Below are 13,718 nucleotides of genomic sequence, written 5' to 3'. Positions count from 1 at the left end.
TTTTAAAAAGGAAAGTTTTATACTCTACTTACAGTTAAGACATAAACATAAGTAAAAGACATAAATAACGAAATGAACGAAAAAAAGGAGGTTCTATCATGAAATTAACAAGAGAAGGAATCAAAGAGCGTGAAGCATGGGAGAAAGCAGGCATCAATCTTCCAGGATACGATGTAGAGGCAGTTACTGAGAAAGCGAAGAAGGAACCAGGCTGGGTACATTTCGGAATCGGAAATATCTTCCGTGTATTTATCGGCGGTATTGCAGATGGTCTTCTGGAAGAGGGAGTTCTTGACAGAGGTATCACATGTGTAGAGACCTTTGATTATGACGTAGTAGATAAGATTTACGCGCCATATGACAACCTTGGCTTAAATGTCATCCTTCACGGTGATGGAACCCGTGAGTACAAAGTTCTTGGGGCACTTGCAGAAGCAGTGAAAGCACAGTCATCTGATGCTGGACAATGGAACCGCCTGAAAGAAATTTTTGCGGCTAAATCTCTGCAGCTGGTTTCTTTCACGATCACAGAGAAGGGCTATGCACTCCAGAAAGCAGACGGAACATGGTTCCCGTTTGTGGAAGCAGATATTAAAAACGGACCGGATAAGGCAACGGGAGCAATGGCAGTTCTTGTGGCTATGCTGAATGAGAGATATAAAGCAGGGAAATATCCGATCGCTCTGGTATCTATGGATAACTGCTCACAGAACGGCGCCAAGCTTCGTGAGTCCGTGCTGACTATGACAGAGGAATGGCATAAAGCAGGCTTTGTAGATGATGGCTTTGTAGATTATGTAACGGATGAGAAGGTGGTTGCATTCCCGTGGACCATGATCGACAAGATCACACCTCGACCAAGCGAGCAGATCGCAGCAGACCTTGAGAAGCTTGGCGTTGAAGACATGCAGCCGGTGATCACAGGAAAGAAAACATATATTGCACCATTTGTTAATGCTGAGAAGCCACAGTATCTTGTTATCGAGGACAGCTTCCCCAACGGACGCCCTGCTTTGGAAAAAGGCTTCGGCGTATACATGGCAGACAGAGATACCGTCAATCTCTCCGAGAGAATGAAAGTAACCGTATGCCTGAATCCGGTACATTCCGCAACCGGCCCTCTTGGTGTGGTACTTGGATATGATCTCTTTGCACATATGCTGAACACCAACGAAGATATGATGAAAATGGCCCGTATGGTTGCTTATGACGAGGGACTTCCGGTAGTTGCAGATCCTGGAATCCTTTCCCCACAGGCATTTGTGGATGAGCTTTTTAATGACCGTTTCCCGAATGAGTATCTTGGAGATACCAACCTTCGTCTGGCTGTAGATGTGTCCCAGATGGTAGGTATCCGTTTCGGTGAGACTGTAAAAGCATATGTGAAGAAATTTGGAGATGCTTCCAGACTGACAGCAATCCCGCTGGGAATCGCAGGCTGGCTGAGATACATGCTGGCTGTAGATGACGAAGGAAACAAATTTGAGCTTGCACCGGACCCGATGAATGAGGAGATCACAGAGCAGCTTGGCGATATCGTGATCGGAAAACCGGAAACCTTCAAGGATCAGCTGAAGCCGATCCTTTCCAATGAGAGACTGTTCTTCACAGACCTTTATAAAGATGGTGTCGGAGAGAAGATCGAGGATATGTTCCGTGAGATGATCGCAGGACCCGGAGCTGTAAAGGCGACTATTCATAAATATGTAAAATAAAACCAGGGTTACGAGAACAGTTTATGTAAGTATTGAATAAAGAGAAATGAGGTAAATGGAAAGATGACAGAACCGGTATTTGCGGCAGATCCGGCAAGACTGTTGATCGCGGCAGCGGCAGGAATTTTATTATTATTGTTACTTATCATAAAATTTAAGATCCACCCGGTTTTATCTCTGCTGATCGCTGCACTGGTTATCGGGCTTGGTGCCGGAATGCCGGTTCCAACACTAGTAAGCACTGTGGAAAACGGCGCAGGAGAAACTTTACAGGGAATCATACTCCTGATCGGACTGGGCTCTCTGTTCGGTGGGATATTGGAAGTGTCTGGTGGCGCACAGTGCGTTGCCCAGACACTGATAAACAAATTCGGTGAGAAAAAAGCGGGGATCGCTCTTGGAATTACAGGACTTGTGGTAGGAACTACGGTATTCTTTGAGGCAGGCGTTGTGATCCTGATTCCTCTGGCATTCGGACTTGCGAAGAAAACAAAGAAATCTACTTTATATTATGTAATCCCGCTTCTTGCGGGCCTTGCTACCGGTTTTGCATTCATTCCGCCGTCAGCAGGATCTGTTCTGGTGGCAAATATGCTGAATGTGGATCTTGGAGTGCTGATCGCAGTAGGTGTGCCGGTAGGTATTTTATCTCTGATCTTTGCGGGAATCTTATGGTCCAAATTTATCGGCAAAAAGATCAACACAGGGCTGCCCTCCAATATCCAGGAGGTACGTGAGGAAGAAGAAGCCAATCTTCCGAAGTTTTCTACAGTATTATGTATCATTCTTGTTCCGCTGGTACTGATCCTGTGCAATACAGTTTCTGAATATATTCCGGGACTTGATGTGGTCCGTCCGGTTCTGCAGTTTCTGGGAACGCCTTTTGTGGCACTGATCATAGCAGTATTGCTTGCCATGTATTTTCTCGGAAAGAAACAAGGCTACAATGGAGAGCAGTTAAAGAAGATTCTGGATCGTTCTCTGAAGCCTACCGGACAGATTCTTCTGGTCATCACAGGCGGAGGTATCATCCGCTGGGTGCTGCAGGACTGCGGTATGGGAAATATTATAGGACCAGCCCTGGAAAAAAGCGGACTTCCGCTTGTACTGGTTGCATTCCTTATTGCAGCTCTGATCCGTGCATCGGTTGGTGCGGCAGTTGTGGCTATGACAATGGCAGCAGGAATTATGGCTGCTATGCCCGGAGTTGCAGACCTGTCACCGGTTTATCTGGCAGCAATGGTCTGTGCCATCAACGGAGGCGCAACGGCATTCAGCCATGTAAATGACTCCGGATTCTGGCTGGTAGGTTCCCTTCTTGAGATTGATGAGAAAACAACCCTGAAATCCTGGACAATGATGGAAACCATCGTAGGAGTAACAGGTCTGGTCTGTGCTGTTGTGATCAGCCTGTTTGCATAGGAGAGTAGACAAAAATGATAGTAAAAGTAATTTTAGGCACAATGCAGAATGCAAGAAAGCTGGTAAGTGTTGCAGAATCCATCCCCTATGATGTAGAATTATGTTATGGCCGTTATGTTGTAAATGCGAAGTCTATGCTTGGTGTCTTAAGTATGCCTGAGTTTGACGAGGGAGAGCTTCATATACATACAGATAATGAGAAAGAATGCGAGAAGATCCTTTTTCAGCTGCTTGATCAGAACCTTATTGTGGACACAGGAGATGCTGTGAAAAGATCCATCTATGATATCACAACCTTTGGTGAGATCCTGATCGATTTTACATCTCAGGATATCAATGAGGATGGACAGATGCTGTATGCCAGAAATCCGGGCGGTGCACCTGCCAATGTTGCAGTTGCAGCCAGCAGACTGGGAGCTCATACTGCATTTATCGGTAAAGCAGGAAAAGATATGCACGGAAAGTTCCTGAAATCTGTTCTTGAGAAAGAAAACGTGGATACCAAGGGTATGCTCCTGGACGAAAATTATTTTACTACACTGGCTTTTGTGGAAGTCAGCGAGACTGGAGAGAGGACTTTCTCTTTTGCAAGAAAACCGGGAGCGGATACGAAGATCCAGAAGGAAGAAGTGGATGTGGATGTGCTGGATCATACCCATATTTTTCATGTTGGATCCCTGTCCCTGACGGATCAGCCTGCAAGAGATACCACGTTTTATGCGGTAAAAAGAGCAAAAAACAAGGGCAGCGTGATTTCTTACGATCCCAATTACCGTGCATCTCTGTGGCCGGATGAAAAGACAGCGAAGAAGCATATGAGAAGCCTGGTTCCCTATGTGGATCTTATGAAGATTTCGGATGAAGAGACAGAACTTCTGACAGATCATAAGGATGTCCGGGAAGCAGCAGAAGCACTGTACAGCCAGGGCGTGAAAGTTGTGGCAGTTACACTTGGCGGCGAAGGAGCATATCTTTACGGCAAGGATGGCGGCTGTATGGTACCGGGATTTGCAGTGAAACAGATCGCAGACACGAACGGAGCCGGAGATTCTTTCTGGGGCGGTTTCCTGTACAAAGTCAGCACAGCAGAGAAACATCTGGACGAGCTGACCCAGGAGGATCTGAAGGAATTTGCCCGTTTCGGCAATGCAGTGGCCAGTCTCTGCGTGGAGAAAAAAGGTGCGATCCCGGCAATGCCGGAGCTTGCACAGGTGGAACGCAGAATTGCAAAGTGATCGTATTCATAAAACTGTAGCAGAGTTGAATCTAAATTGCGAAGCGATTGTGTTTATGAGTATGTCAGATTTATGAAAGGATGGGGTTTTGAAATGAATTTAAAAGATCAGATGAACGGAGTTCAGCACGTAGGTGTGCCAACCAATGATATTGAGACAACCATTAAATTTTATGAGGCACTGGGATTTAAGATCGCTTTCCAGACGGTGAACGAGGCTGCCAATGAGAAGGTTGCTTTCCTGAAGCTTGGAAATCTTGTGATCGAGACTTACGAGAACAAAGCAGCAAAAATGGAATCCGGCGCCATTGACCATGTTGCCATTGATGTGAAGGATGTGGAGAAAGTCCACGAGCTGGTGACAGCAGCCGGACTGAATACTACCAATGATGAAGTCCATTTCCTGCCGTTCTGGGAGAATGGTGTGAAGTTCTTTACTATTGAGGGACCGAATAAGGAGAAGGTGGAGTTCAGCCAGTATTTATAAAATGTGTAAGTCAGTTAAGTCTCCTGCAAGAATGTGGGTACCTGTCTTAATGGGAATTTACAATACAGTAAAAATACGCTAGAATAGAATACTGTTAATATTCATCTAAATAAAAAAGATCTATAAGAACAGGAGTATATACATGCTGGGACTTAAACCAATAAAGACTTTACCCATAAGAGAAAAGATTGCGGCGAATCTCAGAGAGGCAATTCTTTCAAAAAAAATTCCGGCGGGGGAAATTCTGACACTGGAAAGTACTGCGCAGGAACTTGGAGTGTCCATTACACCTACAAGAGAAGCCTTTCAGATTCTGGCAAGAGATGGACTTCTGGAACTGGAGCGAAATAAACGTGCAGTAGTTCTTGGAGTGAATGAAAAAACGATCCGCGAACATTTTCAGGTGCGGGCGGCACTGGAAAGTGAAGCCTGTGTTTTGTGTTGTGAAAATAAGATCGATCTTCAGAGGATTGATCAGATCCTCAAGGTTTCCAGAGAAGAGATAGAAAAAGGTGATTTTGAAAGTTATTCAAGTCTCAATCAGACTTTGCACATGGAATTATGGACAGCAGCAGGAAATGATAAACTTAAAAATATGCTGTCAGAACTGTGGAACGGACTGTCTAGAGGCGTACTGGTAAATGAAGAAGAGTACGTAAGAAAATCTCTGAAAGAGCATGAGGAAATTGTAGAAAGTATTCGAAAAGGTGATGCTATGGAATGTTATCTGCGTATGCAGAAACATATAAAAAGCAGTTGTAAGAACTTTGTGCAACGGTATAATTAGGCTGTAGAAATCACCATTTTTCTGTAAAAAGTATACAAAAACAGAACAGATAATTTTTACAAAACGCCGAAATTGTTAATTGTTATTGACAGTTACGGCGTTTTTCACTATTCTTTATGTATACAATATAAAAAATAAAAAATAAAAAGTAAAAAAGTAAAGAAAGGCGCAATGAAATGAACGACAAGAACATAATTGTGAACAAGCCGGAACCGAAACCGGGTATACTTGAGCGTAGTGATCTTTTTGCGATCGCAGTAGGAATGGTAATCGGCTCCGGAATGGTAACTCTGATCGGACCGGCAATGGCTTATACCGGTTATTCTGTATGGCTTGCTTATCTGACAGCGATTGTCATGGGATTCTTTATGGTTTTTCCGTATATTATTCTTGGTGGGACCATGCGCGTGGCAGGAGGCCCGTATTCCATCGTAACGAACCTTTCCGGAGTCAGCACCGGAGGTCTGGTAGCTTATACGAAACTGGTAACGCCGATCCTCAACAGTTCTTTTGCGTTGGCACTGGGATTGTATTTGAATAATCTCCTCCCGGGAATTACAGTGAAAGCACTGGCAATCGCAGGTGTTGTTATCCTGTTTGTTCTGAATCTTCTGGGAATGGATATTTTTGCAAAGGTAAGCAAGATATTATCAACGGTTCTTCTGATCACAATGGTTCTGTATGTTGTTTTCGGACTTACACAGATCAGACAGCCGATCTTTAATTTTTCAGGAGATAAGATGTTTACCGGCGGCTTTAAAGGCTTTATGCTGGCGGCACTTCTTCTTATCAATTCCGCAAATGGTTACTACAATGTTCTGTGGTATGGTAAAGACGCGAAAAGAGCAACGAAAGATGTTCCGTTTGCGGCAATGTCCTGCGTGCCATGTCTGCTTTTTATTTATGTGGGCCTTGCGATGGTTACAGGTGGGGTGCTTCCTCACGATGAGGTTGCAGGTGTGGAAACAATCCTTCCGGCAGCACAGGAGATCCTTCCTGGTATTGTGTATAAACTTTTTATGATCGGCGGACCGATCATGGCAATCATCACTACTTTGAATGGTGTATTTAATGATGTACGATATCCGATCGCTCAGGCTGCCAAGGATGGATGGCTGCCGAAAGGAATTCTGAAGGAAAACCGTTTCGGAGCACCGTACCTGATCTATACCTACACACTGATCGTAGTGTTGCTTCCGATCATTTTTGATATGAGTATCGTGACGATCACAAATATTTTCCAGGTGATCACATTTTTTATGAATGTTACAGTTGTGTATGCAATTTCACGTCTTCCGAAGAAATATCCGGATACCTGGAAGAAGAACAAATTTCACCTTTCCAGTGCAGGACTTTACGTATTCTGTACCATCAGTATCATCATTTACACGATTATTTTTATAAAAGGAATTTTCAGTATTAAACTTGTATATGCAGTATCTGCTGTTATAGTTATGGTTGCATTGATCCTGATTGGTGTATATCTCACCAGAAAAGGTGGAATCCGTATCGAGACATCCATATGGCAGCCTGCAGAGGAGGAAAAAAATGAATGAATTAAATCCGTTCAAGCTGGCAAAAATGCTTGAGGAACTTGAGAACACCGTAGAATTACACAGTATTTCTGTACGGTATAAAGGAGAAAAGGTTGTTGAAGGAGCTTGGGCACCTTTCTCAATGGAAGAGCCGCAGATGCTGCATTCTTTATCAAAGATCGGAACAAGTATCTGTGTTGGATTTGCGGTGGATGAGGGAAAACTTCATCTGGAGGATAAATTTCTGGATTATGTGAGAGAAGATCTTCCGGATGAATATGATGAAGCCCTGGAAAATATTACCGTATATGATCTTCTTACCATGCAGGCCGGTTCCCCGGAATGCTGTAATAATGTATGGTTTTCCAGACTGGAAAAAGACTGGGAGAAGAACTGGCTTGGACAGCCTAAGCTGAAAGAAGATATCGGAAAAGTTTTTCATTATGATTCCGGATGCAGCTATACACTTTCCAGGATCGTGACCAAAGTTATGGGTGAAAACTGTCTGTCCATTATGCAGAAACGTGTTTTTGACAAACTTGGTTTTGGAAAGATCAACTGGCTTACAAGTCCTGAGGGACATAATACTGGCGGCTGGGGCATGTATCTGACCGCAGATCAGATTTCCACACTGGCACAGCTCCTTCTCCAGAAAGGAAACTGGAAGGGTGAGCAGCTGGTGCCACAGTGGTGGATCGAAGAGATGGGACAGTCAAGAGTCGTAATTCCCGGAGATGAGAAAAAAGCACTGACTCATTATGCATATCACATCAAAGCAGGAAAAGAGATCTTTGCGGCAGAAGGAGCATTTGGACAGTATTTGGTGTGCTTCCGGGAACTTCCGGTTGCCATTGGTATTACCGCAGGTGCGAGAGAATATCTTGCGGCAGATATCTGCCTTAAATATATGAAGGAAGCAGTTTCCATACCTTGCCCGGAAGAAAAACGGGAAGAAGGAGAGAAATATCTGAAAGCAAAAATAAAAAGCCTTTCTCTGCCACAGCCGGAAGGCAGACTGAAAACTGCGGAAAAAGAACTCAGTGGATTATTTAACCGGGAGATTATTTTTACAGAAAATCCGAGAAACATTGAAAGTGCAAAGATCATTCCGGAAGGATGTAAACTGCGTCTGGAAATGATAGTCCAGGGTGAGAAAAAGATTGCTTATGCAGGATTTAAGAGCTGGAAACAGAACGATCTTTATCCGGATGATTTTACAAAGAGATATCACAGCATTGCTTATGGAATGGATCAGGAAACGTTATATCTGTCTGTGGGACTGCTCAACACTTCCTACAGGGAAGAGTATTCCTTCTGGGTCAATTCTAAAGATACCGTGATCGCGACCTGGAGACCTAACGTTACCTATCTTCCGGAACAGCCGGATATGGTATGGAAGTTTACAGGAAACTTTAAATCCTGAAGAGAAAAAACTCAAAGTATAGACCGATAAAAATATAGCAATTCCTCCAACCTTATGATAAAAGAAACGAACAACCCGCAGGATACTGACTTGCCATCAGTGGTCCGATGGGTTGTTTTTTGTTTGGAATAAGTCTACAATAGGAAACAGAAATTTTTATTATTGTGACATAGGGAAGAAAGTGTACGATGAAAATACATTACAGAATTAAAAATAATGCAATAGAGATCGTTCGGTGTTATGGTACCGATGACCGGATCGTGCTGCCGGAAGAGATCAATGGTCTTCCGGTAGTCAGTGCGGCGCCGTATGCGTTTTCTGCACATAAGGATGGAGAAGAAGATGCAGAAACCTGGGAGAGCGAAGATGTAATTTCGTTCGGAGAAGAGAGACTTCTTGCCGGGGAGGAAGTGCAGGAGATCGTTTTTCCCGATACACTGAAGGAAATCGGAAGATATATTTTTTATGGATGCAAAAAACTGGAACGGCTGGAATTTTCGGATACGCTGATGCAGGTGGGAACCGGGGCGTTTACGGGCTGCAGCGGGCTGAAGGAGCTTGTGATCCATCAGAAAAAAGGGCTCAAGTCCTGTGCAAAGGAGATCCTCGGTGAGCTGTGGCAGAAGATCGATGTGGATTTTTTGTATGAAAATGGTGAGGCAGGTGGAAAACGTGCGCATATGGTTTTTCCGGAGCATTATGATGAGGCGGTGGAGAATACGCCTGCGAGAATTCTGTTTACGGAGTATCATGGCTCAGGGACCAATTACCGGCAATGCTTCTACAGCAAAGAACTGGATTTCGCAGAGTATGACAGCCTGTTTGATATGGCAGTGGTAATGGATAAGTTGGAGGTTCTGGTTGATATGAGCTTTGGGCGGCTTCGTTATCCGTGGCAGCTCAGTGAAAAGGCGAAGAAGCAGTATGAGGATTATATCCGGGGAAATCTTAAGGATATCGGGGAATTTCTGGTGGAAAGCGGAAGCTTAAATGGTCTGGAGCTGCTTTCTCGGGAAAAACTCTGGAACAGAGAGGGCCTGGAACATAGTATTGATGTGGCGTCCGGGAAGAAGGATATGGAGATTTCCGCATTTCTGATGAATGAACGCAGCCGGATGCAGAAGGAAGAGCAGAAGGTTGCCGGGGAGACAGAAAATGATGGGCGGCCTGTTAAAAGGAGAAAGAAGTTTCAGTTATGAGTGATATAGAAACAACTGAAAACAATAAAAATAACTTCCTGCCCGGTCAGGGATCCAATTCCCAGGAGGCAGCCCAGCGTCTCCAGGACATCGGCAGCAACATCCTCCGGGCGGCAAGAGACGAGCTGTATCTTGGCATGCGTTTTCTGGATGTGGCGCTGAGCAGCTTTATTTATCAGATGGATGGTTCGGTCAGTCCGTTTGGAACAGACGGGGCTGTGATGTACTTCCATCCGGCACAGCTTGGCGGGCTTTATAAAGAAAACAGGATTCTTGTGAATCGAGGATATCTCCATATGGTATTTCACTGCATTTTCCGGCACTTTGGGAAGCCGGGAATAGAGAAGCGTTTGTGGAATTTAAGCTGCGATATTGCAGTGGAGCATATGATCGACGGGATCTACCACCGCTCAGTCCGATATTCCAGAAGTCTTCTCCGGAGGGAAACCTACCGTCTTCTGGAAAAGGAAAAGAAGACGCTGAATGCAGAGAGAATCTACAAGATTCTGAAAGAAGAATTTCTGAAGGAAAAAGAACTGGCACAGCTTGAAAAAGAGTTCTACGTGGACGACCATAAATACTGGGCAAACCAGCAGCCCGACCGGAAACCCAATCCCCTGATGAGCAAAAAATGGGGAGATATCAGCGAAGGAATTGAGACAGATCTGGAGACCTTTTCCAGGGAGGCAGGAGCGCAGGACGGAGATTTTCTGGATCAGCTGAAAATAGAGAACCGGGAACGATATGATTATCGGGAATTTCTGCGGAAGTTTGCAGTATTTCGGGAAGAACTGACTGTAGATCCGGACAGCTTTGATTATAATTTTTATACCTACGGGCTTTCCCTTTACGGGAATATGCCGCTGATCGAACCCCTGGAAACCAGAGAAGTGAAAAAAGTTTCGGAATTTGTCATGGTGATCGATACCTCCATGTCCTGTTCAGGAGAACTGGTACAGAGATTTCTGGAGGAAACCTATGGGATCTTAAGCGACAGCGGGAATTTTTTCCAGAAGGTAAATATACACATTATCCAGTGTGATGAGAAGGTGCATTCGGATGTGAAGATCACCAGCAGAGAAGAACTGCAGGATTACATGGACAGCCTGGAACTTTACGGTGATGGAGGTACAGATTTCCGTCCGGCTTTTGCTTATGTGGAAGAGCTGATGGAAAAACGTGAGTTTGAAAATCTGAAGGGACTGGTGTATTTTACAGACGGTTACGGTATTTTTCCGGCAAAGATGCCGCCATACCGGACAGCATTTGTATTTATGGAGCAGGAGCCTGAGGATGTGGATATCCCGGCCTGGGCCATGAAGCTGGTGATCACGGAGGAAGAATTGTAAAGAATTATATCCATATCTTATGTCATGAATCTGATATTTTAATCTTTTATTTTGTATATTGCTATCTGCATATCAGTTATAGTGTAGAAAATAGGTAACAGCAGACAATGTTACGGAAAATATACAGAACAGGAGATTGTATGGCATGAGATATGGGTATTTTGATGAAGAAAAAAAGGAATATGTGATTACCAGGCCGGACACACCTGCTCCGTGGGTGAATTATTTGGGATCGCCGGAATACGGAGCAATCGTTTCCAATAATGCAGGGGGATACAGCTTTGCAAAATCCGGGGCGAACGGCAGAATCCTGAGATATATTTTTAATCAGTTTGATCAGCCGGGAAGATATATTTATCTCAGGGATAATGACACAAAAGATTATTGGTCAGCATCCTGGCAGCCGGTTGGCAAAGATCTCAGTGAGTATAAAAGTGAATGTCATCATGGCACAGCCTATACTAAAATGATGGCAGATTACAGCGAGATACATTCAGAGGTGAGATACTATGTACCGCTTGGGCAGTCCTACGAGGTATGGAATCTGAAAGTTACCAACTGCTCAGACAGAAAACGTGAGATCAGTGTGACTGGATATGCAGAGTTTACAAATAACAGCAATTATGAACAGGATCAGGTGAATCTGCAGTATTCCCAGTATATTACAAGAACAGTATTCTGTGGAGATCGTGTACGTCAGATGATCCATGCGAATCTGGACGGCCTTAAGGATGGGGAAGAGGTTGATAACAAGAACGTGTTCAACCGATTTTTCGGCCTGGCTGGAGAGAAGGTTTCTTCCTGGTGTGGTGACAGGGAAAAATTCCTTGGAAGATATCACGGATACAACAATCCAGCAGGGGTTGAAGCTGGTGTATTATGTAATGAGGGAAATTATAATGAAAACAGCTGTGGAGCTCTTTCAGCTGTAATTACTCTGGAACCGGGAGAAAGTCGGGAAATGGCTTTTCTGGCAGGAATGAAGGAGGATAATGAAGCAGCGGAGATTATAGCACATTATGCAGACTGTGAAAAAACATGCGCGGTGGAGCTTGAAGAACTGATCAGTTACTGGCACGGACAGCTTGCACATTTTCAGATCAGAACACCAAGTCCGGAATTCGATACCATGATCAATACATGGAACGCATATAACTGTTTTATGACATTTATCTGGTCACGTGCAGCATCTTTTACTTATTGCGGACTTCGTAACGGATATGGATACCGTGATACTGTACAGGATATCCAGGGTGTGATCCATCTTGCACCCCAAATGGCACTGGATAAGATCCGTTTCATGTTGTCAGCACAGGTAGATAACGGCGGCGGTCTTCCACTTGTGAAATTCACACATAATCCGGGACATGAGGATACACCGGATGATGCATCCTATGTACAGGAAACCGGTCATCCGGCATACCGCGCAGATGATGCACTCTGGCTGTTCCCTACTGTATACAAATATATTTCAGAGACAGGAAATTTTGCATTCATCGATGAAGTGATCCCGTTTGCAAACAAGGATGAAGGAACTGTATACGAGCATCTGAAAAGAGCTATTGACTTCTCCATGAACCATCTTGGCAGACATGGAATGCCGGCCGGACTTTATGCAGACTGGAATGATTGTCTGAGACTTGGAAAGGATGGGGAATCTACTTTCGTTGCATTACAGTTCTATTATGCAATGACTATCCTGAAAGAGTTTGCAAAATACAAAAAAGATGAAAAATATATAAAATACCTGGAAGAAAAACAAGAGCAGCTTGGAAAATTGATCCAGGAACTCTGTTGGAATGAAGATCGTTTTATCCGTGGGTTTACGGAGCGGGGAGAGGTTATCGGAAAGAGAACTGACCCGGAGGCAAACATGTGGCTGAATCCACAGAGCTGGGCTGTGATCAGCGGCCTTGCAACAGAGCGGCAGGCAGATCTGGCTCTTCAAATGGTTTATGAAAGATTGAATACAGAATACGGTGCAATCCTTATGGATCCTCCATATCATGCAAATGCTTTCGACGGAGCACTTGCGGTTATCTACAATGCAGGAACAAAGGAAAATGCGGGAATCTTTTCACAGTCACAGGGATGGCTCATTCTGGCAGAAGCACTTTGCGGACATGGTGAGCGTGCATTTAATTATTTCCTGGAGAATGCTCCGGCAGCGCAGAATGACAGGGCTGAGATCAGACAGCTGGAGCCATACTGCTATGGACAGTTTACAGAAGGAAAAGCAAGCCCGAATTTCGGACGATCTCATGTGCACTGGCTGACAGGAACAGCATCTACTGTGATGGTAGGATGTGTAGAAGGAATTCTTGGCATGCGTCCGGATTTCTATGGCTTACGTATAGCACCATCGATTCCAAAAGAATGGGAGAAGTTTGAGATAAGCAAGGATTTCCGTGGATGTCATCTCCATATCACTGTGAAGAATCCGGGACATGTGGAAGCCGGATGTAAAAAACTCTATGTAAATGGAGAAGAACTTCCGGGTAATTATATTCCGCAGGAGAAACTTACCGGTGAGACAGAAATTGAATTCTATATGTCATGACATAATG

Annotated in this window: 10 protein-coding genes; all 10 read left to right on the top strand. The window is 44.3% G+C overall.

What is annotated here, in order from left to right; translation table 11 throughout:
• Positions 1 to 98 precede the first annotated feature (98 nt).
• The 10 genes from NQ489_RS15685 to NQ489_RS15640 all read left to right on the top strand — a co-directional run bounded on the left by NQ489_RS15685 (position 99) and on the right by NQ489_RS15640 (position 13,711).
• Positions 99 to 1,715, top strand: a complete 1,617-nt coding sequence (locus NQ489_RS15685) for a mannitol dehydrogenase family protein (RefSeq protein ID WP_021652081.1) — start codon at positions 99 to 101, stop codon at positions 1,713 to 1,715.
• 63 nt (positions 1,716 to 1,778) lie between these two features.
• Complete coding sequence (locus NQ489_RS15680) at positions 1,779 to 3,137, top strand: GntP family permease (protein WP_021652082.1); 1,359 nt, start codon at positions 1,779 to 1,781, stop codon at positions 3,135 to 3,137.
• A gap of 278 nt (positions 3,138 to 3,415) precedes the next feature.
• On the top strand, positions 3,416 to 4,372 hold the full coding sequence (locus tag NQ489_RS15675) for a carbohydrate kinase family protein (RefSeq protein ID WP_044961859.1): 957 nt from the start codon (positions 3,416 to 3,418) through the stop codon (positions 4,370 to 4,372).
• Positions 4,373 to 4,465: 93 nt separating this feature from the next.
• Positions 4,466 to 4,858, top strand: a complete 393-nt coding sequence (locus NQ489_RS15670; RefSeq protein WP_015526181.1) for a VOC family protein — start codon at positions 4,466 to 4,468, stop codon at positions 4,856 to 4,858.
• Between the two features lie 142 nt (positions 4,859 to 5,000).
• Positions 5,001 to 5,645 carry a GntR family transcriptional regulator gene (locus tag NQ489_RS15665; RefSeq protein WP_021652085.1) on the top strand — a complete coding sequence of 215 codons (645 nt, stop codon included), beginning with the start codon at positions 5,001 to 5,003 and terminating at the stop codon, positions 5,643 to 5,645.
• A 176-nt stretch (positions 5,646 to 5,821) separates the two neighbouring features.
• Complete coding sequence (locus NQ489_RS15660) at positions 5,822 to 7,201, top strand: APC family permease (RefSeq protein ID WP_021652086.1); 1,380 nt, start codon at positions 5,822 to 5,824, stop codon at positions 7,199 to 7,201.
• Positions 7,194 to 8,603, top strand: a complete 1,410-nt coding sequence (locus tag NQ489_RS15655; RefSeq protein WP_021652087.1) for a serine hydrolase domain-containing protein — start codon at positions 7,194 to 7,196, stop codon at positions 8,601 to 8,603. The genes NQ489_RS15660 and NQ489_RS15655 overlap by 8 nt, the downstream gene beginning before the upstream one ends.
• A gap of 188 nt (positions 8,604 to 8,791) precedes the next feature.
• Complete coding sequence (locus NQ489_RS15650; RefSeq protein WP_021652088.1) at positions 8,792 to 9,802, top strand: leucine-rich repeat protein; 1,011 nt, start codon at positions 8,792 to 8,794, stop codon at positions 9,800 to 9,802.
• The gene (locus tag NQ489_RS15645; protein WP_021652089.1) at positions 9,799 to 11,151 is read left to right on the top strand and encodes a vWA domain-containing protein; all 1,353 of its coding nucleotides are present in this window, start codon (positions 9,799 to 9,801) and stop codon (positions 11,149 to 11,151) included. The genes NQ489_RS15650 and NQ489_RS15645 overlap by 4 nt, the downstream gene beginning before the upstream one ends.
• A gap of 145 nt (positions 11,152 to 11,296) precedes the next feature.
• A complete protein-coding gene (locus NQ489_RS15640) occupies positions 11,297 to 13,711 on the top strand; it encodes a GH36-type glycosyl hydrolase domain-containing protein (protein ID WP_015526176.1) in 2,415 nt (804 codons plus the stop codon).
• The last annotated feature ends 7 nt before the right edge of the window (positions 13,712 to 13,718 follow it).

Source organism: Blautia sp. KLE_1732_HM_1032, from assembly GCF_025147905.1.
Lineage (GTDB): Bacteria > Bacillota > Clostridia > Lachnospirales > Lachnospiraceae > Blautia_A > Blautia_A fusiformis.
Note: the sequence above shows the minus strand (reverse complement) of the source record. Positions and strands in the feature narration are given on the sequence as shown.

What these genes read in the sequence shown, in the direction of transcription:
- NQ489_RS15685 (WP_021652081.1), top strand. Translation starts at nt 99, where the DNA reads ATGAAATTAACAAGAGAAGGAATCAAAGAGCGTGAAGCATGGGAGAAA.
- NQ489_RS15680 (WP_021652082.1), top strand. Translation starts at nt 1,779, where the DNA reads ATGACAGAACCGGTATTTGCGGCAGATCCGGCAAGACTGTTGATCGCG.
- NQ489_RS15670 (WP_015526181.1), top strand. Translation starts at nt 4,466, where the DNA reads ATGAATTTAAAAGATCAGATGAACGGAGTTCAGCACGTAGGTGTGCCA.
- NQ489_RS15665 (WP_021652085.1), top strand. Translation starts at nt 5,001, where the DNA reads ATGCTGGGACTTAAACCAATAAAGACTTTACCCATAAGAGAAAAGATT.
- NQ489_RS15660 (WP_021652086.1), top strand. Translation starts at nt 5,822, where the DNA reads ATGAACGACAAGAACATAATTGTGAACAAGCCGGAACCGAAACCGGGT.
- NQ489_RS15655 (WP_021652087.1), top strand. Translation starts at nt 7,194, where the DNA reads ATGAATGAATTAAATCCGTTCAAGCTGGCAAAAATGCTTGAGGAACTT.
- NQ489_RS15650 (WP_021652088.1), top strand. Translation starts at nt 8,792, where the DNA reads ATGAAAATACATTACAGAATTAAAAATAATGCAATAGAGATCGTTCGG.
- NQ489_RS15645 (WP_021652089.1), top strand. Translation starts at nt 9,799, where the DNA reads ATGAGTGATATAGAAACAACTGAAAACAATAAAAATAACTTCCTGCCC.
- NQ489_RS15640 (WP_015526176.1), top strand. Translation starts at nt 11,297, where the DNA reads ATGAGATATGGGTATTTTGATGAAGAAAAAAAGGAATATGTGATTACC.